Genomic DNA, 25,418 nt, shown 5'->3' with positions numbered 1-25,418 from the left:
TAGTTTTCAAAGATCAATTCCAGGAAAATCGAAATTCTCCCAAAACTAAACAGAACGTCTCTTTCTCCATAGAAAGGAGGTGATCCATCCCCACCTTCCGGTAGGGATACCTTGTTACGACTTCACCCCAATCATCTACCCCACCTTAGGCAGCTCCCTCCTTGCGGTTAGGCCACTGACTTCGGGTGTTGTAAACTCTCGTGGTGTGACGGGCGGTGTGTACAAGACCCGGGAACGTATTCACCGCGACATTCTGATTCGCGATTACTAGCGATTCCAACTTCATGTAGGCGAGTTGCAGCCTACAATCCGAACTGAGATTGGCTTTATGAGGTTTGCTCCACGTCACCGCTTCGCTTCTCTTTGTACCAACCATTGTAGCACGTGTGTAGCCCAGGTCATAAGGGGCATGATGATTTGACGTCATCCCCACCTTCCTCCAGTTTGTCACTGGCAGTCTCGTTAGAGTCCCCATCTCACTGCTGGCAACTAACGACAGGGGTTGCGCTCGTTGCGGGACTTAACCCAACATCTCACGACACGAGCTGACGACAACCATGCACCACCTGTATCCATTGTCCCCGAAGGAAACCCTCTATCTCTAGAGGCGTCAATGGTATGTCAAGACCTGGTAAGGTTCTTCGCGTTGCTTCGAATTAAACCACATGCTCCACCGCTTGTGCGGGTCCCCGTCAATTCCTTTGAGTTTCAGTCTTGCGACCGTACTCCCCAGGCGGAGTGCTTAATGCGTTAACTTCAGCACTGAGGTTCGACCCCCAACACTTAGCACTCATCGTTTACGGCGTGGACTACCAGGGTATCTAATCCTGTTTGCTCCCCACGCTTTCGCGCCTCAGTGTCAGTTGCAGACCAGGAAGCCGCCTTCGCCACTGGTGTTCCTCCATATCTCTACGCATTTCACCGCTACACATGGAATTCCACTTCCCTCTTCTGCACTCAAGTCAACCAGTTTCCAATGACCCTCCACGGTTAAGCCGTGGGCTTTCACATCAGACTTAATTAACCACCTGCGCGCTCTTTACGCCCAATAATTCCGGATAACGCTTGCCACCTACGTATTACCGCGGCTGCTGGCACGTAGTTAGCCGTGGCTTTCTCATAAGGTACCGTCAATTGATAGTCATTTCCTCCTATCACCTTTCTTCCCTTATAACAGAATTTTACAACCCGAAGGCCTTCTTCATTCACGCGGCGTTGCTCGGTCAGGCTTTCGCCCATTGCCGAAGATTCCCTACTGCTGCCTCCCGTAGGAGTCTGGGCCGTGTCTCAGTCCCAGTGTGGCCGTTCACCCTCTCAGGTCGGCTACGCATCGTCGCCTTGGTAGGCCTTTACCCCACCAACTAGCTAATGCGCCGCAGGCTCATCCATCAGTGATGCCAGAAGCATCTTTAAACTTTCGTCCTATCCGGTATTAGCGATCGTTTCCAATCGTTGTCCCCGTCTGATGGGCAGATCACCTACGTGTTACTCACCCGTTCGCCGCTTCCCACCGAAGTGGTTCGCTCGACTTGCATGTATTAGGCACGCCGCCAGCGTTCATCCTGAGCCAGGATCAAACTCTCCATAATTGTTTGTTTCCTTAGCTTGCGAAATTTCTTTCGCTCATGATTCTTGACGTTCTGTTTAGTTTTCAAAGAACTTCTCTCGCCTTTTGGCGACTTCTTTATCTTACCACATTCGACTTTTTCTGTCAAATGTTTTTTTGTAAGATTTCTTGTCCACCTCTCTTGGCGACTTTTCTAGTTTATCATGTTCAACAACTTCTGTCAAACACTTTTTAACTTTTTTCTAACCACTAAATAATTTAATAAAATAATTATCCTATTAAAAAATTAAATGGTGACCCGTACGGGATTCGAACCCGTGTATGCATGCGTGAAAGGCATGTGTGTTAAACCGCTTCACCAACGGGCCATATAATATGGCGGTCCAGACGGGAATCGAACCCGCGATCTCCTGCGTGACAGGCAGGCATGTTAACCGCTACACCACTGGACCAAGAACATGAATTATACTATCATAGTTCACATTTCATGTCAATATTTTTTTTTTTTTTTGCAAAACACAGTCAATTATTTTACTGATCTCTCGCTCGTATAGATAATCGCATAACAACCATATAAATCGTGATTCCGCCCCTCCTCTTTCTATCTCTAAAATAGGAAATTCAAAAGCTCCATCTTCAATCAATATTTATTTATATTCAATAAATTATAAGTTTAATGTCTCTTTTTACGAATGATATTAATTTCTAAATATTTTTCTTCTCTCAGCAAATATTTTTATTTATAAAAACAAAAAAGAGTTCTTACAAACTCTTACTGTTATCTTTATTATGGCGCGCCCAAGAGGAGTCGAACCCCTAACCTTTTGATCCGTAGTCAAACGCTCTATCCAATTGAGCTATGGGCGCTGTTCTAGTTGTTTTTATGGTGCGGCCGAGAGGACTCGAACCTCCACAGGATTGCTCCTACCAGCCCCTCAAGCTGGCGCGTCTACCATTCCGCCACGACCGCCTATCATGGCTTTTTAACGGCATTTCACCAAAAAAAATTGGAGCGGGTGAAGAGAATCGAACTCTCACAGTCAGCTTGGAAGGCTGAAGTTCTACCATTAAACTACACCCGCTTATATATGGTCGGGAAGACAGGATTCGAACCTGCGACCCCCTGGTCCCAAACCAGGTGCTCTACCAAGCTGAGCCACTTCCCGAATAAATGGCGGTCCAGACGGGAATCGAACCCGCGATCTCCTGCGTGACAGGCAGGCATGTTAACCGCTACACCACTGGACCTTTTATTAAATGGTGACCCGTACGGGATTCGAACCCGTGTATGCATGCGTGAAAGGCATGTGTGTTAAACCACTTCACCAACGGGCCATACAACATTTTTTTATTATGGCGGAGCAGGAGGGATTTGAACCCTCGCGCCGGTTGCCCGACCTATACCCTTAGCAGGGGCACCTCTTCAGCCACTTGAGTACTACTCCGTTTGTTTTTTTAGCTCATCCCTGAGCACACATTTATAATACCATGTCCCCCATTAAAGGTCAACACTTTTTATAAAGTTTTTTTAAAAATTTATATTTTATTAGAATAATAGCTTTTATCCCCACTTTTATTAACTCATAAACAACATTTATCCCTAGAAATATTATCTAAAAAGAGCCTCCCATATCACTATGAGAGGCCTCATTTACTTACTGTTCTTCTTTTTCCCAACGTCTTAAATGCGGATAAGGATTAAATGCCCACTCACAGCGTCCATCATATTTATATAATCCAAAGTGTAAGTGAGGTGGAAACTTCCCACTCGTCCCTTCTTTACCATATCCTGTACTTCCAACATATCCAATAACTTGCCCCGGTTCTACGATATCCCCCTCCTTCAAATCGCCTTCATAACCTTGTAAATGAGCATAGTATTGATAAGTATTATAAATATCACGAATACCTATACGATAGCCACCATAATCATTCCATCCCATTATTTCTACCACTCCATATGCAGTTGCTAAAACGGGAGTTGAATAATTTGCAAAGATGTCAATTCCCTCATGAGACCGAGCACCTCCCCAACTTCGAGCAGTACCATAATTATCTTGAAAACTATAACTATATCTTTTAGAAACTGGAAGGCATCGCTTATCTAATACGATAGTATCAAAATGTTTGAAAAGCTGTGCAATTTCTTCAATAATTTTAACCGCCTGATCCTGTTGATAATAAGAGTTCAAGGCTTCTTTAAATGTATCAAATGATCTGATGTACTCAACCATCGTATACATCACATCTTCCTCATTATTAATATCAGCAACCCCGTCCCCATTTCCGTCTTTTCCAATTCCCCCAAACAAGTTAATCGTATAACTATCATTATCATAATAGTAAGGATTTTCAGGACCAGACCATCGCTCATTTGTAATAAAAATAGAAATGGTATCATACTTCAACTTATCTGATCCCTCTTTAAATTTATATGTATTTCTTTCATATTGATCGATAGCCGCGATTTCATACCATGGAACCCCTGATGCCAATTCATAATCCTTATACATTTTTAATCGTGCTTCATGATTACTATCTTCGGCATCAACAATCAGATTCGGAATGGACACTATAACAAACAGTAACAGTGGTATTAAAAGTCTATGCTTCATATTTTCACCCATTTCCAAAATTGAATTTACTTTACTAATAAACAGAAAGGTACTAAAGTCTCCTAACAGGATCATCATTTCCTCTTTATTAATAGTCTAATAATAGTATGCCAATTTTAAAAATATCGTATGCAAGATACGCGCATCATCCTTTTACCTTTTTTATACATTTAATTGCGGTTAACTTAAATCCCCACACCGTAAATCCAAAGCTGTAAAACTAAAAAAACAAACAAAAAGAAAGAGCAAAACAAACTCCCTATAAAACCAATTTTCTCATATTTAATTTTATACAGATAGTAAAACCCTCCACTTCCTAATAATAAAACAATAAACAAATACGTGATTATTCCTATCCCTCCGCTTATTATTAACAAAAGAGTGATTATGATATTAAAAACGATTGCTAATTGTACCCAACGGTCTTTTCCTTGAAAATTTAACTTTTTAGACTGAATAAGATAGTAAAATAGTACAATAAAAATAAATACTATTAATAATAAACCATATGCTAATGACATTGTTACACCTACTTTTTTTCCATTTCCTTTATTATAGCAGGATTAAAAAGGAATAACGAATTTATAATCATTGTTTTTTTAAAATTATGTCCAAACATTAGCCTACACCTATGCGTCATAAAGAATCCATTAATAAAAGACGACTTTCAGAGTTAGTAACTTTCCCTTTTAAATAGATTCAAAAATCATTCTTATCATCAGTTACGAATACTAACTATTAAAAACTCATAAAAAAACTGTTTCAAAGCATGGACAAATCACCCGCTTTAAAACAGTTTTTTATTTTATTATCCAATCGCAAATGTTAGTTCGGCCTCTACAGCAACCTTACCATTTAAAGTTGCAATTGCTTTGCCGACTCCAATACTCCCCTTCACTTTAACTAGTTCAGTTTCTAGAGTCAACACATCTCCAGGAACAACCTTTTGACGGAACTTCGCCGTTTTAATACCTGCAAAATAGGCAATTTTCCCCTTATTAGCTTCCAAACTTAAGATGGCAACTGCCCCTACTTGAGCAAGGGCCTCAATAATAAGAACCCCAGGCATCACATGTTGTTGCGGAAAATGTCCCATGAATTGCATTTCATTTGCAGAAACACATTTCGTCCCTAATGCTCTCTTACCAGGTTCTAATTCATCTATACGATCAACTAATAAAAATGGATAACGATGAGGAATAATTTCCTGAATCTGATTACTATTTAAAACCATTTAAGCACCCTCCATTTAATACATATAATATAGAAAGAAAAGTTAATCTTTTATCCGGCATATTTTTTGAAAATAACACACGCATTATGTCCACCAAATCCTAACGAATTTGATAACGCATATTCAATATCCATTTTACGTCCCTGATTTGGAACAATGTCTAAATCACATTCAGGATCAGGCTGTGAATAATTAATAGTTCCTGGAACAAAACCATCCTGTAACGATTTAACTGTAATAATGGCCTCCACTGCTCCCGCTGCCCCTAGAAGATGCCCTGTATGCCCTTTAGTTGAACTAAGCATCACATTTGTCTGATCACCAAATACCTTTTTTACTCCTAGAGTTTCTAACTTATCATTTAATGGCGTCGATGTTCCATGTGCGTTAATATAATCTATTTGATCTGCTGTAATATTTGCATCATTTAATGCCATTGTAAAACAAGCGGCAGCACCATTTGCCTCTGTATCAGGAGCTGTCATATGGAATGCATCACAACTTACACCATATCCAATAAGCTCGGCATAAATAGTTGCTCCACGTTTTTTGGCATGCTCGTATTCTTCCAAAATTAATGCTCCTGAACCTTCTCCCATAACAAACCCATTACGCTCAGCGTCAAAAGGGATAGATGCACGATTTTTATCTGTTGCTGTAGATAAGGCCTTCATTGAAGAAAATCCACCGATACCAAGCGGTGTAATTGAAGCCTCTGCACCACCCGCTAACATAATATCAGCATATCCATCACGGACATATTTAAAGGCCTCACCAATTGAATTAGTCCCAGCGGCGCATGCAGTTACAATATCTAAACAAGCTCCTTTAGCCCCTAGCATAATAGCAACATTTCCGGCAGCCAAATTTCCAATAGCCATTGGGATAAAAAATGGTGATACACGTTCATATCCCTTTTTGATTCCTTTTTCCTTTTCCGATTCAATTGTTCCAATTCCACCAATTCCCGAACTTAAAATAACTCCAAAGCGATTGGCTTCAATCTCATCCATATTAATTTTTGAATCCTCATAGGCTTGCTTAGCAGCTATTAAGGCCAGTTGGCTAAAACGATCCAATCGTTTAGCTTCTTTCTTATTAATATAATCTTCAATATTTAAATCTTTAATTTCTCCAGCTAATTTAACTTTAAAATCAGTTGTATCAAAATGAGTAATTTCATCGATTCCACAAACACCATTTTTAATATTTTCCCACATCGTATCAACATCATTACCAACGGGACAAACAGTTCCTAATCCTGTCACTACAACCCTACGCTTATTCACAGTCATTACACCCTCTTTCATTAAATAGCCATTCCACCGTCTACAACTAAGACTTGCCCTGTAATATATCGTGCCTCATCACTTACTAAAAAGGCCACGGCATTTGCAATATCCTCTACTTCTCCAAGTTGACCTAACGGGATATTTTCCAAAACTTTTTCAGTAACATCATCTGATAGTTTAGCTGTCATATCCGATTTAATATAGCCTGGAGCGATCGCATTTACTCGAATTTTACGTGATGCAAACTCTTTCGCTAATGATTTAGTCAATCCAATAACTCCAGCTTTTGAGGCTGCATAGTTTGCTTGTCCAATGTTTCCATTCATTCCAACAACAGACGATAGATTAATAATAACTCCCTCTCGCTGTTTTAAGATAGAGCGTGTCACACTTTTACAAACATTCCACGTTCCTTTTAAATTAACATCTATTACAGAATCAAAAGATTGTTGATCCATTCTCATCATTAAATTGTCCGCCGTAATCCCTGCGTTATTAATAATAATATCGAGATGTCCAAAATCTTTGATAATTTGCTTAGTCATGACCTCTACCTCGTCATAATTAGCCACATTAGCCTGATAAATTTTAGCATCTACACCTAACGATTGAATACGAGCTAATGTTTCTTCTGCTTTGTTAACATTCCCCGCGTAATTAATAGCCACATGGCATCCTAGTGATGCCAACTTTAACGCAATAGCGGCCCCAATTCCACGTGATCCTCCCGTTACTAGAGCTACTTTCCCTTGTAGTTTCATTTAAAATTCCTCCTATGCGCTCAATTCATTTAATGTTTTTTGTAATGAATCCATATCTTCAACGTTTAAGACTTTAGCCTGACGATTAATTTTTTTCACGAAACCGCTTAATGTCTTTCCGGGACCAATTTCAATAAAAGTATCCACTCCCGCATCCATCATTTGACGAATACTTTTTTCCCACTCAACACTCGTCGCCATTTGAGAAACCATTAACTCCCTTAAGTCTCTATCTGAACGATAGTAATCCCCGAGTACATTTAGAACAAGTGGAATCTGAGGCTCATTTATCTCTTTAGACTCTAAAAGTTCACCAAAATCTTTTGCCGTCTCTTGTAATAAAGAGGTATGGAAAGGACCACTGACCGGTAAAACAATGGCTCGTTTTGCTCCATAATTTTTGGCAATTTCACAGGCATAGTCAATTGCTTCTACCGTTCCACCAATCACAATTTGTCCTGGACAATTTAAATTAGCGACTTCAACAATTCCTTTATCTGATGCCTCCTGACAAAGAGCCTCTGCCTTTTCTTTATCTAGTCCAAGTATAGCTGCCATTTTTCCATTCGTAACTGCTCCCATTAAAGCTCCACGATCTGCAACTAATGAAACACCTGCATTAAAATCAAACACTCCTGCTGCACAAAGGGCTGAGTATTCCCCTAAACTAAATCCCGCTAAAACGTCTGGTTTAACCCCCGCCTCTTCTAATAATGATAATGCCATTTGAGAAACAACGAAAATAGCGGGTTGTGTATAAGTCGTTTCATTTAATCTTTTTTCCGCATCTTCAAAACATAATTCCTTTATGTTAAAGGGTAAGATTTCGTTCGCTTTATCCATTAATTGACGCGCTCTCTCATTAGATTCATAAAAAGATTTACCCATTCCAGCATATTGTGATCCCTGACCAGAAAATAAAAATGCGATTTTCGCCATAATATGATTGCCCCTTTCTCTCTTAGCTGACTTTTAAATCTTCCATAACCTTTGATGCATGGTTATAAATATCCTCAATAATTTCAGAGACTGTTTGTACTTTTGAAAGCATTCCGGCCACTTGTCCAACCATAACCGAACCACCTTTAACATCCCCATCAAGAACAGCCTTACGTAATGATCCTAATGTTAAATACTCAAGTTCCTCAGCAGAAACTCCTTTTTTCTCAAGAGCCACGTATTCTCTAGTCATTGGATTTTTCAAACAACGAACAGGGACTCCAACACTTCGTCCCGTAACAACTGTATCCGTATCCTTCGCCTTTAAAATAGCCTGTTTATAGTTCTCATGAACCGGACATTCCTTTGCTGTTAAGAACCTTGTTCCAATTTGAACACCACAAGCTCCTAGAGCCATCGCCGCCACCATTCCGCGACCATCGGCAATTCCACCTGCCGCAATAACCGGTAAATCAACGGCATCAACTACTTGAGGTAAAAGGGCCATCGTTGTTAGCTCACCTACATGTCCGCCCGATTCTGTTCCTTCAGCAATAATAGCATCTACACCTAATCGCGCAACACGCTTTGCAAGAGCCACCGAAGGCACGACAGGAATAATTTTGATTCCAGCTGCTTTAAACATCTCGATATATGGACCGGGGCTTCCAGCACCCGTAGTAACAACTTTAACTCCCTCTTCTACAATAACTTTAGCCAGCTCATCACAATGTGGGTTCATTAACATTAAATTAACCCCAAATGGCTTATCTGTTAACTTCTTGCATTTTACAATCTCATCTCTTAATCGATTGGCATCCCAGCCACCAGAACCAATAATACCTAATCCGCCTGCATTAGAAACTGCTGCTGCTAGCTCCGCTAAAGAAATATTCGCCATTCCTCCTTGAATAATTGGATATTTAATATTTAATAAAGTTGTCAAAGACATCTTTTTATCCTCCCTTATGTTCATATTTTAAATAGAGACGATGCATCCGCCCCATGTTAATCCCCCACCGAATCCTATTAGCATGACACGATCCCCAGATTTAACTATCTGTTTATTCATTGCTTCATTTAATGCAATTGGGATACTCGCTGCCGATGTGTTTCCATATTCGGAGACATTTAAAAAGAATTGCTCAGATGACGCGCTTAAATCTTTAACAACTTTATCAATAATCCTTTTATTAGCCTGATGTGGGATAATTAAATCAATATCTTCTAATGTTAGTTGATTTTCCTTTAATAATTTTTCAATAGTTTCTTTAATCGCTGTTACGGCAAATTTAAAGACTGCCGCACCATGCATATGAAAAGAAATAGGTGTTATCTCCGTTTGATAAAGCGGATTGTTAACAGGAAATTTACTTGTACCTAGTACACCTTCTTCGTCACCCTTACAATTTAAATAAAAGCTTGGCGACGGCGTACCATCATACTCAATAACAGCCGCACCTGCACCATCACCAAATAATACGCAGGTTGAACGATCATTCCAATCCATAATTTTCGATAAAACTTCTGCACCAATCACTAAAGCTTTCTTGATTGGATTAGCTTTTAAAAATTGTTCCGCAGTTACAAGTGCGTATACAAAACCGGTACAGGCAGCATTCATATCAAATGCAATAACAGGTTGACTAATACCTAACCTTGCCTGAATTAGACATGCTGTTGACGGTGTTAATTGCTCAGGAGTAAATGTGGCAACAATAATTAAACCAATCTCATCAAAATCAATAGCCGCAGATTCAATCGCACCTTTGGCTGCACCATAAGCTAGATCCGTTGTATCTTCGGTTGTAGCAATATAACGATTCGATATCCCGGTTCGTGTAAAAATCCATTCGTCCGTTGTATCCACAATGGACTCTATCTGCTTATTATTTAATTTAGCAGCGGGAACGCAATATCCACTCCCTAAAATCTTAATCCCCACTCAGTTCACCTCTGCTTTCTTAAATGCTAACGATTAAGGGAATCGTATTCCCCAATCAATCTATATTTTTTATAACGTTTATTTAACAATTGTCTTGTTGTCATTTTTTTCACCTGTGAAAGGTACCCATTTAGCTGTTCTTTTAATTGGTCAAATACGTATTGTGGAAATTGATGGGCCCCACCAATAGGTTCTTTTATAATTTTCTCAATAATTCCTCGATCTAAGTATTCCTTAGCTGTTAGTTTCATCACCTCGGCCGCTTCCTGCGCGCGTGATCCATCCTTATATAAAATAGAGGCGAATCCCTCTGGGGATAAAATAGAGTAAATCGCATACTCTAACATCCAAATTTCATCGCTAACTCCCAAGGCTAAAGCCCCACCACTTCCACCTTCACCAATAACAATTGATAAAGTTGGAACCGTTAAATTTGACATCTCACGTAAGCACTCTGCAATAGCATGACCTTGCCCACGTTCCTCGGCCTCGGGTCCCGGATAGGCCCCTGGTGTATCAATAAAAGTGATAATCGGACGATTAAATTTTTCAGCCTGTTTCATCAAACGTAATGCCTTTCTATATCCCTCAGGATGAGGCATTCCAAAATTACACTTAATATTTTCAGCTGTTGTACATCCTTTTTGGTGGGCAATAACAGTGACTGCTTGATTCCCTAACTTTGCAATTCCCCCAATAATCGCTTCATCATCACGATATAACCGATCACCATGTAACTCAATAAAAGAATCAAAAATATATTCTATGTAATCACGTGCCTTAGGACGTTTGGAGTGACGGGCTAATGTAACATGATCCCATGCTGTTAGATGTTGATAGGCGCGTTTTTTATAACGATTTAATTGTTGCTGTAGTTCCTCTATCTCCTCCTGATCGTCTAATGAAATTTCATTTAATTTCATTTCAATCTCAGAAATCTTTACTTCTAAATCAAGAATAGACATCTAACATTCACTCCCTTCGTGCAATTCAATTAACATTGCAAGTTTATCTCTTAACTCATATCGACTAACAACTAAATCCACTAGTCCTTTTTCCTGTAAAAATTCAGCTGTTTGAAAATGATCAGGAAGTTTTTGTTTAATCGTCTGTTCAACAACACGACGCCCCGCAAATCCAACAGAGGCACCCTTTTCTGCAATGATAATATCTCCTAAAGTAGCAAATGAGGCAGTAACTCCACCCATCGTTGGATGGGTCAAAACACTAATATATAACAAGCCTGCTTGGTTATGTTTAGCAAGTGCCGCCGATGTTTTAGCCATCTGCATAAGGGAATAAATTCCCTCCTGCATCCGCGCACCACCCGATGTACACACCATAATAAGTGGAATTTTACGTGAAGTAGAGACCTCGATTAAACGCGTAATCTTTTCACCAACGACTGAGCCCATACTTGCCATTAAAAAATGGCTGTCCATAATACCGATAGCAACGCTGTATCCGGCAATTTTACCAATTCCGGTCACTACTGCTTCATTTAATTGAGTTTTCTCCATTAATCCTTCGATTTTTTTCTCATATCCTGGAAAGGATAACGGATTAAGCGTATGTAAGCGACGATTTATTTCTTTGAAACTTCCCGGATCAATCAGACTATCCAACCGTTGTTGTGCCGTCATCCGATGATGAAATCCACAACTTGGACAAACTCCTAAATTAGTGTTTAATTGTCTAACCGATACAACCTCTTTACATGATTCACATTTTGTATAAACTCCCTCGTTGATATCTCGTTTAGGAGTTGATGATTTTAACTTCTTCTGCCGTTGTAGAAAAAATCCCATTTATTATCCCACCTCCAATTCACGCATATGTTGTTGAATAAAACTCGTATCATAATCATTACTAATAAAATCTGGATGATCCATAATTGCATATTGGAAATCAATATTTGTATCAATCCCCGTTACTACCAATTCCTCTAATGAACGCTTCATTTTTGCCACAGCCTCATCACGGTTCTCCCCGTGAACAATTAACTTTCCAACCATTGAATCATAAAATGGAGGAATTTCATATCCTTGATAAACAGCCGTGTCAACACGTACACCAAATCCACTCGGTAGATTTAAAACCTCTATTGTCCCCGGAGAAGGTTTGAAATTTTGATGCGGATTTTCAGCGTTAATTCTACATTCCATGGCATGCCCTTGAATCTTAATCTCATCCTGTGTAAAAGATAACGGTAAATTAGAAGCAATTTTAATCTGTTCTTTAATTAAGTCAATTCCCGTGATCATCTCTGTAATCGGATGCTCAACTTGAATTCGTGTATTCATCTCAATAAAGTAAAACTGATGATGCTTATCTAATAAAAATTCAATGGTTCCCGCATTTTCATAGCCAACCGTTTTTGCAGCAAGGACCGCCATCTCTCCCATCCGCTGACGAGTCTTTTGGTCTAAAACAGGAGACGGTGCTTCTTCAATAACTTTTTGATTACGTCGTTGTACTGAACAATCGCGATCATATAAATGAACGACATTTCCATATTGGTCAGCTAAAATTTGAAATTCGATATGTCTTGGATTCTCAATAAACTTCTCCATATACATCGAATCATCCCCAAATGCCATCTTGGCTTCTAACTTAGCCGTTTGAAATAGCTCTTCAAATTCAGAATCATCACGAATAATACGCATCCCACGTCCTCCGCCGCCGGCAGAGGCTTTGACTAACACAGGATAACCGATTCGATTTGCAATTGCTTTCCCCTCTTCAACAGTTTCAATTAATCCATCTGAGCCCGGTACAACCGGTACGCCTGATTGAATCATCATCTCACGTGCTTTAGCCTTATTCCCCATCTGATCAATGACAGTCCCTTTAGGACCGATAAATTTAAGACCTAACTCCTCTGTTAATGTTGCAAAGGTACTATTTTCGGATAGGAATCCAAATCCCGGATGAATAGCATCGCACCCTGTAGCAACAGCAGCACTCAAAATATTATTCATATTTAAATAACTATCCTGAATTTTAGTAGGTCCTACACAAATCGCCTCGTCAGCTAAATCAACATGTAATCCCCGATCATCTGCCGTTGAGTAAATTGCTACGGTTTCAATCCCCATTTCCTTACATGCTCGAATAATTCGAACCGCAATTTCTCCACGATTCGCAATTAATATCTTGTGTAACATTTTTACACCTCACCTTTTTCACCAAAAACTTAATCATTCTATTCAATACGCATTAATACTTGATTGAATCCAATAGCCTCTTCATTCTCAACCATAATGTCCTTCACAACCCCATCATAAGGCGATTCAATCTCATTCATGACTTTCATTGCCTCAACAATGCATAAAACCTGTCCCTTTTTAACGGTATCACCGACAGAAACAAATGGTTTCCCACCAGGTTCATTAGAACTATAGAACGTTCCTACTAATGGCGCCTTCACTTCTTTAAGGTTATTCGTCGAAGAAACTTCAACCCCCTCATTATTAACCGAAACAATCTGTGTTTGTGTCACTGGAACAACTTCCGTCACCGAAGGTTGAACCGATGAAATTGTCTGAATAATCTCCTTAACCTCTCTTTGAAGTGAAACTTTAAACCCCTCAACTTCTACCTTTAACTGTGTCATATCACTATTTGAAAATCGATCCATTAACTGTAAGACATTATCCATATAATCAGTCGTTACGTCATTACGATCTAATTCTTTCACTGATTGACTCATCTCTATTCCTCCTTTGTTCCAAAATCAAATATTAACCTTTTCAAATATTTTGAAGTTCAAATATATTATTTAATATAAAGGACAGTTAGATATCTGTCAACCCTAGAGGGCTATTCTTTTACTTTTTTATTAGGCAGATAAGAGTTCCTGCTTTAAAGTTTGCATCAGATCATCGACAGTCGTTAACTCATTGACTCGATAGGCATTTGACCCACAAAAAAGTAATGCTTCATCTACCTCACCACGCACCGCATGTAATAAGGCTTTACTAATACAATAAATGGTCGTCGCCGGATTACACGGTTTTACGCAGTTATAACATTTTCTAATTTTTTCACGTTTAATTCCGTACTTTTGACTAAATGGATTTAAAATTGCTCGTCCTGGCATTCCAACCGGACTTTTTACTAAAATAATATCTTCCTTTTTTGAATTGATAATGGCGTTTTTGAAATTTATATGCGCATCACATTCTTCTGTTGCAATAAATCGAGTTGCCATTTGAACACCAGAGGCTCCTAATTTTAAATAATGAGCAATATCATTTCCGTCAAAAACTCCCCCTGCAACAATAACTGGAATCTCCTTCTGATACTTTTGCGCATAATCATTTGAAATTTCGATAACATCTTTAACAATTTGGTCTAGATCGATAGTATCCTTCTCAATATCCTCTAATTTGAACCCTAAGTGTCCCCCAGCCTTAGGGCCCTCTATCACTATCATATCCGGTGCAACTTGGTATTTACGGTCATAATTTTTAAGTAACGCTTTGGCAGCACGGGCACCTGAAACGATAGGTGCAAACATTGTATCAGACCCTTTTAGCAACCCTGGTAAAGTAAGCGGTAATCCAGCCCCCGAAATAATAATATCAACTCCCGCATCAACAGCAGCTTGTACATGTTCCTCGTAGTTTTCCATCGCAACCATCAGATTAATTCCAATCATCTTCCCATTGGTTGCTTCCTTTGCCTTTTTAATATGTTTTTTAACAGCTCTTAGATTTGCTTGTAACGTGTTCGTCTCAAAATCAGGTTCATCATGGCCAATTTGTGCACCTGATAGGACACCTAGCCCACCGCTATTTGAGACAGCCGCCGCTAAATTTGAGCGCGAAATTCCGATTCCCATTCCACCTTGAACGATTGGAAGATCCAATTCGAATTTTCCAATTTTTAATGATTTAAATTCCATTTTATCCACCACCTATAATTATGTAGTATTTAAAACTATATAATAGGTTTAAATACTCTATTTATTAACTATGGTGGAATTATAGCACATCTCTTTTCTAAAAGGAGATTATTTTTTTGAATTTCAAAGTTTTTTTACATTATCTCGTGAAAATAGGAAACATTTATTTCTCTATCTCACCCATTAACTATATGTTTAGCGTCTTTTTTTTTGAACATTAGGCCTTATTTTTAGCAAATACCTCCCTAATCAAAGGAGAAAAAAACTCACCGAAACCGCTTTCTAAGTAGAAGAAATTAAAATTTACACGAATACCGTATAAATAACGTCTTCACAGAAATGTAGCCGCTCGTTCCAACTTATCCCCCCTCTTTCGGCACTATGATTTAAAAACTGTTTATCACCACAATCGAATCTCCACTCAGTATGGCTAGCTTCTATTATTAAAAAGCTGTAATATATAAGTAGACGACGGTTACTACGGAAGATTTCACATCATTAACGATTTAAAAAAGCCTAAAAGGAAGTATTACCTATCACAAGGGTGGAATCCTAATGAAGATATTCATTACTAAATCACTTCATTGATGAACGAAAGAAATGGAGGTCTATTCACATGAAACAATTTCTTCAAAACTACGTGCCCGCTATTAAACAATTGCCCTTGAAAAAAAAATACACAAAAGAGGAATTACTCACACGTGATTTTCTAATTGAAGAAGGAAATGGTGTTCAAATTTATTACGCTCCTCACAATGAATATATCAATCCCCACGCTAAAATTTTTATTGTAGGTATTACACCGGGGTTCGAGCAAATGAACACGGCTATTAGCACAGCCCGCTCCTGTCTCGAAACAGGATGTTCACTTGAGGAAATAAAATATCAATGTAAAGTTCAGGCAAGGTTTAGTGGGGCACTACGTAAAAACCTATTAGACTTACTTCGCCAATTAAAACTAAATGAATTTCTCCACATCGACGATGTGGAGGAACTCTTCACAACTCACGATGAATTACTCCACACCCTGTCCCTCATTCCCTACCCTGTATTTGTAAAAGGAAAAAATTATACCGGGCATCAACCTAAATTATTAAAAACCCCCATTTTACTCAAATATATCGAACACTACTTTGTGGATGAACTATCAAATCTCCATAATGTACTCATTATTCCGTTAGGAAAAGGCGTGGAGGAAGCTTTGTTATACCTAGCAAATCACCAGATGATAAATGAAAAGCAAATCCTCCGGGGGTTTCCCCATCCATCTGGGGCCAATGCCCACCGCTTTAAACAATTAGAAGATAATAAACCTTACATGATGAAGCAGTTAAACGACTATTTTCTAGGAGGTAATAAATGACAATAATAAGAAAAATGGGAGATTCGGATATTGATTCGATAATGGATATTTGGTTTCAAAGTACGGTAGATGCCCATCCCTTTATTGATCTTCACTATTGGGAAAAAAGTTATGAAGTTGTGAAGCGGGAATATCTTCCACAATCAAAAACTTTAGTGTTTGAAGAAGGCGGAGTCATCAAAGGATTTATTAGCCTTATAGAGGAAGCTTTTATTGGTGCACTCTTTATCTTGCCTCGCTATCAACATCAAGGAATTGGCAAAAAACTATTAGAAGCTGTTTTTCGGCACCAATCAGAACTTACCCTAGCTGTCTATGAAGAGAACAAAAATGCCGTCCTGTTTTATAAAAAAATGGGATTTCAAATCATCGATCGTCAACTGAATGTAGATTCAGGTAAAGCTGAATACATCATGAAAAAAAGGGTCTTAATGTAGTGAACCCCAAAAGTTGAACTTAATATTATGCAGCTAATTGGCTGGTACGAATTCGGTATTTGACTGGACTCATACCAGCCAATTTTCTTTTAATTCGTTTATGATTATAGTAGTAGATATAGTTTTCAATGGCTTCTTTTAACTCCTCATAGGTTTTAAATGTCTTTCCATAGTACATTTCTTGTTTAAGGATTCCAAAGAAGTTTTCCATCGGTGAATTATCTAGACAATTTCCTTTTCGTGACATACTTTGAAAAATTTTATGTGTTTTTAATGCTTTAACCCATTTTTGATGTTGATACTGCCAACCTTGATCGGAATGAAGGGTTATTCTATATTTTGCTTGTTTGAGAATAGGTAGGACCTGATTCAGAGATTCCATGACAAAATTCAAGTCAGGTTTATGGCTCATTGAATAGGACAAAATTTCACCGGTTGCCATGTCCATGATTGGGCTTAAATATAATTTCTTTCCTTCCTGCGTTTTAAACTCAGTCACATCTGTTGTCAATTTCTGATACGGATAAGGGGTATTAAATCGGCGGTTAATTCGATTCTTAGCCACTGTTCCAACAGTTCCTTTATACGAACGATATTTACGTGATTTATGACTAAACTTAACGCAAATAATTCCACGCTTTTTCATCAGACGATAGACTTTCTTATGGTTAACCCGATGACCTCGATGATGAAGCTCATCTGTGATTCGACGATAACCATAATTCTCATCATTTTCTTTAAAAATGCTTAAAATAAGATTTTCAAGTTCTTGATCTGGATTCTCTTGCGCCATCTTTTTAACCCAATAATGATAGGTTGATTTAGGAAATTTTGTGACCTTTAAAATATCACTTAATTTAAAATTAGCCGTTAATTCTTGGATGATTCTTGTCTCGATTTGATTCTTTGGTTCCATGGCGTAATCCCATGGGCGTGACACTTTTTTAAGTATTCATTCTCAATTCTGAGTAATTTAATTTCTTCTTCTAATTGTTGTTCACGTGTTAAAGTTTTCGGTTGTTTAGATGCTTTTAATTTTGGCATAGGGCTTTGAGACCTTCCTTTCGGTTTAAGTAATGCCTCTACACCGCCTTTTAGAAACGTTGCATTCCAATTCGCAATCGTTCCTATATCTGATATTCCAAAATGAATAGCAGTTTGGCTATATGAAGCACCTGTTGTCTTGATATAGTTTAATACATTTAATTTAAATTCTCCAGTATATACTTGTTTTTCTTTTGGTTGTAATCCGTTTTTTCCTTCTTGTTTATACTGTCTAACCCATGTTTCAATTTGTGATTGACTTGGAATCTGATATTTCTTAGCAAGCGATCGATAACCTAAAGTCCCTTGTAAATATTCATTAACAATCCTTAATTTGAATTCTGGACTATATTTAGCCATAGAAAAAACACCCCTAACGTTAGATTTTTTAGTCTAACATTTGGGGTGCACATCATAATTAGACCCTTTTTAAAATAGTGAAAATCCGGTGGTTGGAATATCATGTACCTCTACATCAACCGTTATAATAGTGGTCGCCCCATTAGAATCTTGTACGCGATAGGTCACTTCATAAATACCTATTTCATTGACATTAACAGTATTATTAATTACTTCGATGTTAGCAGTCAATTCGCCGTCTTCTTCATCCATTGCCGTCACACCTTCTAATGGATTAAAGCTATCTCCCTTGTTAACAATACGATTCTGTGCATTAATAACTGGAGATTGGTTTCCGATAACTGGAGTCGCAACAGTCACAAGTCGGTGCACGGTTTCGATCTGACCCTCACTATCCGTTACGCGGTAAATAATTTCATAATCCCCTGCTGTAAAAACATCAATTTCTCCTTCAACTACAATTTGTTCCGTTAAATCTACCCCCTCAGCATCTTGCGCCGTAACTCCCTCTAATAAATCAAATTCTTTACCATATGGAATCTCAATATCATCTACCCCGTATAAAATAGGCAACCCGCCTAATGTTGTTTGAATATCCATTGTCACCGTACCAGTGAAATCAATTTTCCCCCCATACTTAGGATAGTCAATCGTCGCTTCAAAGGCGTATTCCACCGTTTGATCCTCCGTCACATTTTCTATCATAATCTGATTGGTAGACTCATCATATATTCCGTTTTTAACCGTAATATCCTCGACTCCCCCTTCAACAGTCTTTATTGGATTGTCGATAATCACATCGCTCCCTTTTTTCACCTTTTGAGTAGGAAGGACTATCTGTTGTTTAGTTAAATCCCCATATCGTAATTCATGATATCGGGTTAGACAACTAATATCACTGACTTGATTACCTGAATAATCAAATACATCTAGTTTTTCCAAATGAGCTGTCGGGGAAATATCTTTAATTTGGTTATTATTCACATACAAATAACCTAGGCCATGAATCTTAGTAAGAGATTCTAACGTTCCTAAGTTATTACCATTAAGATTTAAAGAGACTAAATGTTCTAGGCCTTCTAGGGGGGAAATATCTTCAAGTTGATTACCTTGTAAATCTAAAATATTAAGGTTATCCAACTTATGTAATGGGGTGATGTCTGTTAGTTGATTAAACCCTAATTGTAGATGATTAACATTTTCAAAATACTGAATCCCCTCTAGATTTTGAATTCCCTTATTTGAAAGGGGTAAAAATTGTACCTTTTGTGCCTCTGCTACTGAAATCTTATCGTTTTCCTTTTTCCCCATTTCCTCAAGAATCGCAACTTCTAAACGCTCATCTGGAAATTCAATAAACTCACTCGCATAAACATTCAACGAGGAAATAAATAAAAAGCTAATCAGGCTTGTCATTAGAAGAAGTCTCTTTCTCATTTCGATTACTTCCTTTCAAAAATTTGTTATTTTTAATATGTGTCGTTAAAGGACGATTTATGAATTATTTTTAAAACTTCTCTTTTTTACATTTTTATGGAACTAAAAAAGGATGCCTAAAAGGCATCCTTTTAATTCGTATAATGAGACGTTTCTACCGGTAATCCTTTATAACGCAATCTCGCCTCAATAATATCTTTAATAATTGAATAAATAACCGCAAACATCGGCACCCCAATAATCATTCCTATCAATCCAAATAATTTTCCAGCAACTAATATCGCAAATAAAATCCAAAATGCTGAGATTCCAATGGAATCACCTAAAATCTTAGGTCCGATAATATTTCCATCCACCTGCTGAATGACAAGAACAATAATTAAGAACCATAAAGCTTGAATAGGTGAAACAAATAAGATAATGATGGCCGATGGAATAGCTCCAATAAACGGACCAAAGAATGGAATAACATTCGTAATACCAATAATCACCGAAATTAAAACCATATATGGCATTTTAAAAATTGCCAAGATAATCAGGGTGAGGATCCCAATAATCACCGAATCGACAATTTTTCCTCCAATAAACTTTCCAAATGTTAAGTTAGTTCGATTCGCTAAATCAAGAATAATGGTTGTATGTTTTGAATTAAAGAGTGAAGTTACTATCTTTTTACCTAAAGCAAAGAATTTTTCTTTATCCGTTAACAAATAAATAGAGATAATAACTCCTAAAATAATATTCCAAATACTTGAGGCTACCGACATGACCATATTTCCTATTAAAGGAAGAATATTCGTTAACAACTGGATGACCCAGTTAGTAATTTCTACAAATTTTTCATTAATAATGGCCATATATTCTTGATCTATATTTCTTTCATATAGTTCTGTTTCAATAAGACTTGTTAACTCTCTTACATATCGTGGAATATCATTAATTAATCCACTAATACTTTCAATCAATTGAGGAAGAACAAATTGCATAAAGAGGTAAACAATGATGAGTGCTGTCACATAAGAAAACAAAATCCCTAATCCTCGGGAAGGAAAATTTCTTATTTTTTTTATCATCTTTATTTTAAAGACTTTTTCTTCATAAAACTTAAGAATAAAATTTAATAAATAAGCAATAACAAATCCAATAATAAACGGTTGGAAAACGACCAGGATTTGATTTAACTTTCCAGTAAAAACATCTAGTTTAGAAATCACATTATTAAATACGATACTTAAACTAATCACAATTAATGCATAAACAGCAATTGTTGTATACTTCTTATCCCAATTGATTTTCATAGCTCCTCCTTAAAACAAACTTTCCCTAGTATTTTTATGCCACTACCTAACGATATAAAAACAGAGCCGTTTTCTACATTTAATACAACAACCAATATCTAAACTGAAGAGATTAGTTAAGAGAACCTCATCTACAACACAAGGTTTTTTTATGATGTAAAAAACTTATCTAGACTTATATACTTATATATATCATAAAACAAAATAAACTTATATATTTATGGATATTTTTATAATTTTTTTCTACATCTATACGTAGCGCTCATACATTTTGGATGATGGATCTAAAATAGAAAAACTGTGTAAATGATAAACATCCCGGTGATTCCCATTATAAAAAGTTAAATGCACATCATCACGGAGATAAATAGCATTGTATCTCCCCTTTCAATAGCCGTATCTTGAATATCGCTATAAGGAGAATAAAACAATAAAAAAAGCACCCCTAACATTAGATTTTTAGTCTAACATTTGGGGTGCACACCAAAGATGATTTTTATTTTAATTTAACATTTCCTGCTAATACATCATATCCCGTATAAGCAAGAGCCGTTGTTGCTATCACTAAGCGATCATGGGCAAAATCTGTAACAGTTGCATCTACCATCTGTTGAGAATGTCCCGTAATTTCACAATCAGCAATTCCGATATACGGATGAATAGTTGGACAAATATTACTAATATTTCCGATATCTACTGACCCTGTGCTCTTAGACGGCTTTTTAATTTCTTCGATTCCTAATGAACGAATATTCTCATTAAATGTCTCTGAAAGAAGTTCATTTGTTTTTAAATCGTCATATGAAATCTCGTAGTTACTCACCTCTAAAGTGGCTCCCGTCATTAAAGCAGCGCCGTTAGCAATCCCTAATACCTTTTCCTTCACAACGGCTAGGTACTCTTTCGTTGCTGCACGAATATAAAATTGGGCGGTTGCATGTTCCGGTACAATATTTGCTGCCACTCCACCGTTCGTAATAATTCCATGCATTCTTACATCTGGCGTCACATGTTGGCGTAAGGCATCAATCCCATTAAATAATTGAATCACCGCATTTAATGCATTAATTCCCTTTTCTGGTGCGGCGGCCGCATGCGCTGGACGGCCTGTGTAATCAAATTGCAACGCCTCCATTGCTAACGATGTCCCGCTCTCTGTCGTAAATCCCGAGGGGTGCACCATCATTACAGCATCCATTCCATTGAACAATCCGGCCTCTGTCATTGTAACTTTAGCACCATTTGTTTCCTCTGCTGGTGTTCCGAAGACATAGACTTTTCCACCAATCTCATCAATTACCTTACTTAATGCAACACCTGCCCCTGCACTCATTACACCGATCATATTATGTCCACAACCGTGTCCAAGTTCAGGTAGGGCATCATATTCACACAAATAAGCCACTGATAATCCAGGTTTTTTACTATCATAAACCGCCTCAAAGGCTGTGTCTAATCCGGCAACTGGACATTTAATTTCAAATCCATTTTCTCGTAAAAAAGTTGTTAATACATTTACCGCTTCGTGTTCCTGATTTCCAAGTTCAGGATGGTCATGAATATATCGATTCATTTCAACTAAACGATCTTTTAACGACTCACTAATTACTTTTAATTGTTCTTTCATGATAAATCCCCCTTACGACCATCCCATAAGAATAGCAATAGTAATAAAAATAATAGCTAAAGCACCAAAAATTAATTGTAATGGCCAAATCCATTTCATCCATTTAGACCATGGAATTCCCGATACACCAAGACAAGCCATTAAGACAGCACTTGTTGGGAAAATCGCATTTGAGAATCCGTCTCCAAATTGGAAAATTAAAATTGATGTTTGTGGCGTAATACCGACTAATTCACCAAGTGGAGCCATAATTGGCATCGTTAATGCCGCTTGTCCAGAACCTGATGAAATAAAGAAGTTAATAAACATTTGAACAAAGAACATCACATAACCTGCTACTAATGATGGTAATTGACCAATAACGTTCGATAAATTATATAAAATGGTATCAATAATTTGACCGTCTTGGGCAATAATCACAATCGCGCGGGCAAAACCTACAACAACAGCAGCACTAATCATATCTTTTGCACCGTGAATAAATGCTGTAGCCATATCATCAAAACTTAAACGTCCGATGATTCCACAAACAATTCCTGTCGCTAAGAACACCGCAGAAATTTCAGGAATAACAAAACCAAATTTCAAGACCCCTACAATGATAATGCCTAAACAAACTAAGATAGAGGCTAAAATTACTTTATGACGCATCGTAAATTCTAATTGTTCTGACTCCATTGCATCCATATCCTGGCGACGAGCTTGATCGATTTCATAAGCTGGACTTAAAGTTGGATTCTTTTTAATACGTCGTCCGTACCACATTAAATATAAGGTTGAAACGATGGTTGTCACTAACCAAATAACTGTACGGAAACCAACACCTGTTCCGGCTGGAACTTGCGCAATGCTTTGAGCAATCCCAACAGAAAATGGATTTAACATTGCCGTAGCAAATCCGACAATACATCCCATATAAGAAAGCGCCATCGCCATGATACTGTCATAACCTAATGCTAAACATAAAGGAATTAACATGGCGATAAATGGAATTGCTTCTTCCGTCATCCCAAAGACAGCTCCACCTAATGAGAAAAGACCCATAATAACAGGAATCATTAATAATTCTTTTCCTTTAAATGATTTAACCGCGTTTGTAATACCCGCGTCAATAGCACGAGTTTTAGTAATAATCGCAATCGAACCACTCACAATAAATAAAAAGGCAATAATTTCAGCTGCCCCCACGATTCCATGGATTGGAGCCTGTAGTAAACTAAATAATCCTTGAGGTGTTGATTCAACATATGAAAATGAATCATTTACAACGACCGTATTTCCTAAATCATTTACGACACGTTCATACGTTCCGGCTGGGATAATCCAAGTTGCAATGGCAACCAAAACTAAAATTGCAGTTACAATCACCAACGTGTGTGGAACTTTAAATTGTTTTTTTTCTTTCACACTTGCACATGTTGTTTTGTTTTCTAAACTGATCATAATACTCCCCCTACTCTTTAATTTTTAAATAGTTCTAGATAAAAAAAGCCTTGAGCTTTTCACTCAAGACTTCTCAAAAAGAATACACGATTCCTATTGGGGATTCTTAAATGATAGCTCTCCACGATGATCAAACCGTGACAATGTTAAATATATTTTATTTAACACCAGCTCTATAATCTTAAAGTATCAATTATAGGCTTCGGCGAGAATTCCTTTCCTATTGCATCAACATCTTCACTCCTCAATAGTACTCTTAATTACCGCACCTCTATCTAAAAACTATTCAAATAAATATGTTCTTATCATACCCTATTCCCTAGTGAAAGACAAGGTCCTTTTCATTAAATTTCCCTGTCCTACTCCTGTTTTTTCAATGAATACGCTCTCTGTTTAATTAAACTAAAAAAAAGAATCAAACAGATCCACTGTTTGATTCTTTTTCCATGATAATATGCTAACAGGATTCCCCTGTGATTTATCATAATAGATTGCTCCCCAACCCTAATTCTCTTTTTTATTTAATTCTTTAAAAAGCCCTGAGGGCCATATCAGGACTTTTTAGATATAACCGTACTAAGTTGGGATGATTTAAATGCGAAATGATAGCGATCCATAAATTATCCACAGATATACATTGAATTGGGTTAACCCTGTTTGACTTAACTCCCTCATCCTAATTTCCACTGTTTCATTACGGTTTCTTACAAAAATTAATTTCTTATCAAGCATTCGTCCTAATCCGTCAATAAGATAGTTAATCTTCGCAATGCTATCCACAACGTATTTAATTACACTGTCATTTTATCTTACTTTTCAACTAAATACAACGTTTTATATCCGTTAAAATGTCAAATTTTCTATTTTTATCGATTAATACGCATAAAAATAGAAAATTATCATTTATTTTATGTTTTATCCCTTCGAAATGTCGAAAAAAGATATTATATGTAGGCGGAATAGCGTTGTGGATAATCTATCCCAAACCTGTGGATAATTGAATCAAACTGTGGAAAAAGGCACAAGATAGACTCACTCTATTTTATGTCTTATCTCATCCATCAAACTATTTTTTTAATGAGATCGAGCGGATGAAGCGGTCGGTATCCATTAAAAAAGCGATTATTATTTTGAATCAAAAAATTTT

21 protein-coding genes, 9 tRNA genes, 1 rRNA gene and 1 riboswitch are annotated in these 25,418 nt (G+C 37.4%); of the genes, 2 read left to right on the top strand and 29 right to left on the bottom strand.

Going from position 1 to position 25,418, the window contains the following annotated elements:
* Positions 1–72: 72 nt before the first annotated feature.
* The 23 genes from AACH31_RS01200 to AACH31_RS01090 form a co-directional block, all read right to left on the bottom strand.
* Positions 73–1,589 (bottom strand): 16S ribosomal RNA (locus tag AACH31_RS01200).
* A gap of 269 nt (positions 1,590–1,858) precedes the next feature.
* A tRNA-Glu gene (locus AACH31_RS01195) sits at positions 1,859–1,935 on the bottom strand.
* Positions 1,936–1,943: 8 nt separating this feature from the next.
* A tRNA-Asp gene (locus AACH31_RS01190) sits at positions 1,944–2,019 on the bottom strand.
* 338 nt (positions 2,020–2,357) lie between these two features.
* A tRNA-Arg gene (locus AACH31_RS01185) sits at positions 2,358–2,434 on the bottom strand.
* Between the two features lie 17 nt (positions 2,435–2,451).
* Positions 2,452–2,537, bottom strand: a tRNA-Leu gene (locus AACH31_RS01180).
* 38 nt (positions 2,538–2,575) lie between these two features.
* Positions 2,576–2,649 (bottom strand) — tRNA-Gly (locus tag AACH31_RS01175).
* A 7-nt stretch (positions 2,650–2,656) separates the two neighbouring features.
* Positions 2,657–2,733, bottom strand: a tRNA-Pro gene (locus AACH31_RS01170).
* 6 nt (positions 2,734–2,739) lie between these two features.
* A tRNA-Asp gene (locus tag AACH31_RS01165) sits at positions 2,740–2,815 on the bottom strand.
* A 10-nt stretch (positions 2,816–2,825) separates the two neighbouring features.
* Positions 2,826–2,902 (bottom strand) — tRNA-Glu (locus AACH31_RS01160).
* Positions 2,903–2,921: 19 nt separating this feature from the next.
* Positions 2,922–3,012: transfer RNA gene (locus tag AACH31_RS01155), tRNA-Ser, on the bottom strand.
* Positions 3,013–3,222: 210 nt separating this feature from the next.
* Positions 3,223–4,182, bottom strand: a complete 960-nt coding sequence (locus tag AACH31_RS01150) for a M23 family metallopeptidase (protein WP_161832708.1) — start codon at positions 4,180–4,182, stop codon at positions 3,223–3,225.
* A gap of 185 nt (positions 4,183–4,367) precedes the next feature.
* The gene (locus AACH31_RS01145; protein ID WP_161832709.1) at positions 4,368–4,703 is read right to left on the bottom strand and encodes a hypothetical protein; all 336 of its coding nucleotides are present in this window, start codon (positions 4,701–4,703) and stop codon (positions 4,368–4,370) included.
* A 287-nt stretch (positions 4,704–4,990) separates the two neighbouring features.
* A complete protein-coding gene (gene fabZ / locus AACH31_RS01140; protein WP_161832710.1) occupies positions 4,991–5,416 on the bottom strand; it encodes a 3-hydroxyacyl-ACP dehydratase FabZ in 426 nt (141 codons plus the stop codon).
* A 50-nt stretch (positions 5,417–5,466) separates the two neighbouring features.
* A complete protein-coding gene (gene fabF, locus AACH31_RS01135; RefSeq protein WP_161832711.1) occupies positions 5,467–6,705 on the bottom strand; it encodes a beta-ketoacyl-ACP synthase II in 1,239 nt (412 codons plus the stop codon).
* A 20-nt stretch (positions 6,706–6,725) separates the two neighbouring features.
* Positions 6,726–7,469: a 3-oxoacyl-[acyl-carrier-protein] reductase gene (gene fabG / locus AACH31_RS01130; RefSeq protein WP_262950345.1), complete on the bottom strand. Its 744-nt coding sequence runs from the start codon at positions 7,467–7,469 to the stop codon at positions 6,726–6,728.
* A 12-nt stretch (positions 7,470–7,481) separates the two neighbouring features.
* On the bottom strand, positions 7,482–8,408 hold the full coding sequence (gene fabD / locus AACH31_RS01125) for an ACP S-malonyltransferase (RefSeq protein WP_262950343.1): 927 nt from the start codon (positions 8,406–8,408) through the stop codon (positions 7,482–7,484).
* A 22-nt stretch (positions 8,409–8,430) separates the two neighbouring features.
* Entirely contained in the window at positions 8,431–9,360 is a 930-nt protein-coding gene (gene fabK, locus AACH31_RS01120) for an enoyl-[acyl-carrier-protein] reductase FabK (protein WP_161832714.1), read from the bottom strand.
* Between the two features lie 27 nt (positions 9,361–9,387).
* Positions 9,388–10,353, bottom strand: a complete 966-nt coding sequence (locus AACH31_RS01115; RefSeq protein ID WP_262950341.1) for a beta-ketoacyl-ACP synthase III — start codon at positions 10,351–10,353, stop codon at positions 9,388–9,390.
* 26 nt (positions 10,354–10,379) lie between these two features.
* Entirely contained in the window at positions 10,380–11,318 is a 939-nt protein-coding gene (locus AACH31_RS01110) for an acetyl-CoA carboxylase carboxyltransferase subunit alpha (protein ID WP_262950339.1), read from the bottom strand.
* The gene (gene accD / locus AACH31_RS01105) at positions 11,319–12,161 is read right to left on the bottom strand and encodes an acetyl-CoA carboxylase, carboxyltransferase subunit beta (protein ID WP_161832717.1); all 843 of its coding nucleotides are present in this window, start codon (positions 12,159–12,161) and stop codon (positions 11,319–11,321) included.
* Between the two features lie 3 nt (positions 12,162–12,164).
* Positions 12,165–13,520 carry an acetyl-CoA carboxylase biotin carboxylase subunit gene (locus AACH31_RS01100; protein ID WP_161832718.1) on the bottom strand — a complete coding sequence of 452 codons (1,356 nt, stop codon included), beginning with the start codon at positions 13,518–13,520 and terminating at the stop codon, positions 12,165–12,167.
* 38 nt (positions 13,521–13,558) lie between these two features.
* Positions 13,559–14,065, bottom strand: a complete 507-nt coding sequence (gene accB, locus AACH31_RS01095; RefSeq protein WP_161832719.1) for an acetyl-CoA carboxylase biotin carboxyl carrier protein — start codon at positions 14,063–14,065, stop codon at positions 13,559–13,561.
* A gap of 129 nt (positions 14,066–14,194) precedes the next feature.
* Complete coding sequence (locus tag AACH31_RS01090) at positions 14,195–15,262, bottom strand: NAD(P)H-dependent flavin oxidoreductase (protein WP_262950337.1); 1,068 nt, start codon at positions 15,260–15,262, stop codon at positions 14,195–14,197.
* Between the two features lie 616 nt (positions 15,263–15,878).
* Between AACH31_RS01090 and AACH31_RS01085 the strand changes: the two genes are divergently transcribed.
* Together AACH31_RS01085 and AACH31_RS01080 are read left to right on the top strand one after the other, a co-directional pair.
* Entirely contained in the window at positions 15,879–16,625 is a 747-nt protein-coding gene (locus AACH31_RS01085; protein ID WP_338506348.1) for a hypothetical protein, read from the top strand.
* A complete protein-coding gene (locus AACH31_RS01080; protein ID WP_338617763.1) occupies positions 16,622–17,062 on the top strand; it encodes an N-acetyltransferase in 441 nt (146 codons plus the stop codon). Before AACH31_RS01085 ends, AACH31_RS01080 begins: the two co-directional genes overlap by 4 nt.
* A gap of 25 nt (positions 17,063–17,087) precedes the next feature.
* On the opposite strand, the gene AACH31_RS01075 is transcribed toward AACH31_RS01080, so the two are convergent.
* The 6 genes from AACH31_RS01075 to AACH31_RS01050 all read right to left on the bottom strand — a co-directional run bounded on the left by AACH31_RS01075 (position 17,088) and on the right by AACH31_RS01050 (position 24,271).
* Positions 17,088–17,978 (bottom strand): IS3 family transposase, encoded by an 891-nt coding sequence (locus AACH31_RS01075; protein ID WP_161832944.1) that lies wholly within the window; start codon positions 17,976–17,978, stop codon positions 17,088–17,090.
* Positions 17,933–18,466 (bottom strand): helix-turn-helix domain-containing protein, encoded by a 534-nt coding sequence (locus AACH31_RS01070; protein ID WP_161832943.1) that lies wholly within the window; start codon positions 18,464–18,466, stop codon positions 17,933–17,935. The genes AACH31_RS01075 and AACH31_RS01070 overlap by 46 nt, the downstream gene beginning before the upstream one ends.
* Before the next feature lie 69 nt (positions 18,467–18,535).
* Positions 18,536–19,903 (bottom strand): immunoglobulin-like domain-containing protein, encoded by a 1,368-nt coding sequence (locus AACH31_RS01065; protein ID WP_161831019.1) that lies wholly within the window; start codon positions 19,901–19,903, stop codon positions 18,536–18,538.
* A gap of 131 nt (positions 19,904–20,034) precedes the next feature.
* Positions 20,035–21,201 carry an AI-2E family transporter gene (locus AACH31_RS01060; protein ID WP_161831018.1) on the bottom strand — a complete coding sequence of 389 codons (1,167 nt, stop codon included), beginning with the start codon at positions 21,199–21,201 and terminating at the stop codon, positions 20,035–20,037.
* Between the two features lie 496 nt (positions 21,202–21,697).
* Positions 21,698–22,828: a M20 family metallopeptidase gene (locus AACH31_RS01055; protein WP_161831017.1), complete on the bottom strand. Its 1,131-nt coding sequence runs from the start codon at positions 22,826–22,828 to the stop codon at positions 21,698–21,700.
* Positions 22,829–22,840: 12 nt separating this feature from the next.
* Positions 22,841–24,271, bottom strand: a complete 1,431-nt coding sequence (locus tag AACH31_RS01050; RefSeq protein WP_161831016.1) for a YfcC family protein — start codon at positions 24,269–24,271, stop codon at positions 22,841–22,843.
* A gap of 106 nt (positions 24,272–24,377) precedes the next feature.
* Positions 24,378–24,553, bottom strand: a riboswitch (Lysine riboswitch).
* Between the last annotated feature and the right edge of the window lie 865 nt (positions 24,554–25,418).

This window comes from Turicibacter faecis, from assembly GCF_037076425.1.
In the GTDB taxonomy this organism is placed as follows: domain Bacteria; phylum Bacillota_I; class Bacilli_A; order MOL361; family Turicibacteraceae; genus Turicibacter; species Turicibacter faecis.
The sequence above is the reverse complement of the archived record's forward strand: the minus strand, read 5'-3'. Positions and strand labels throughout refer to the sequence as shown.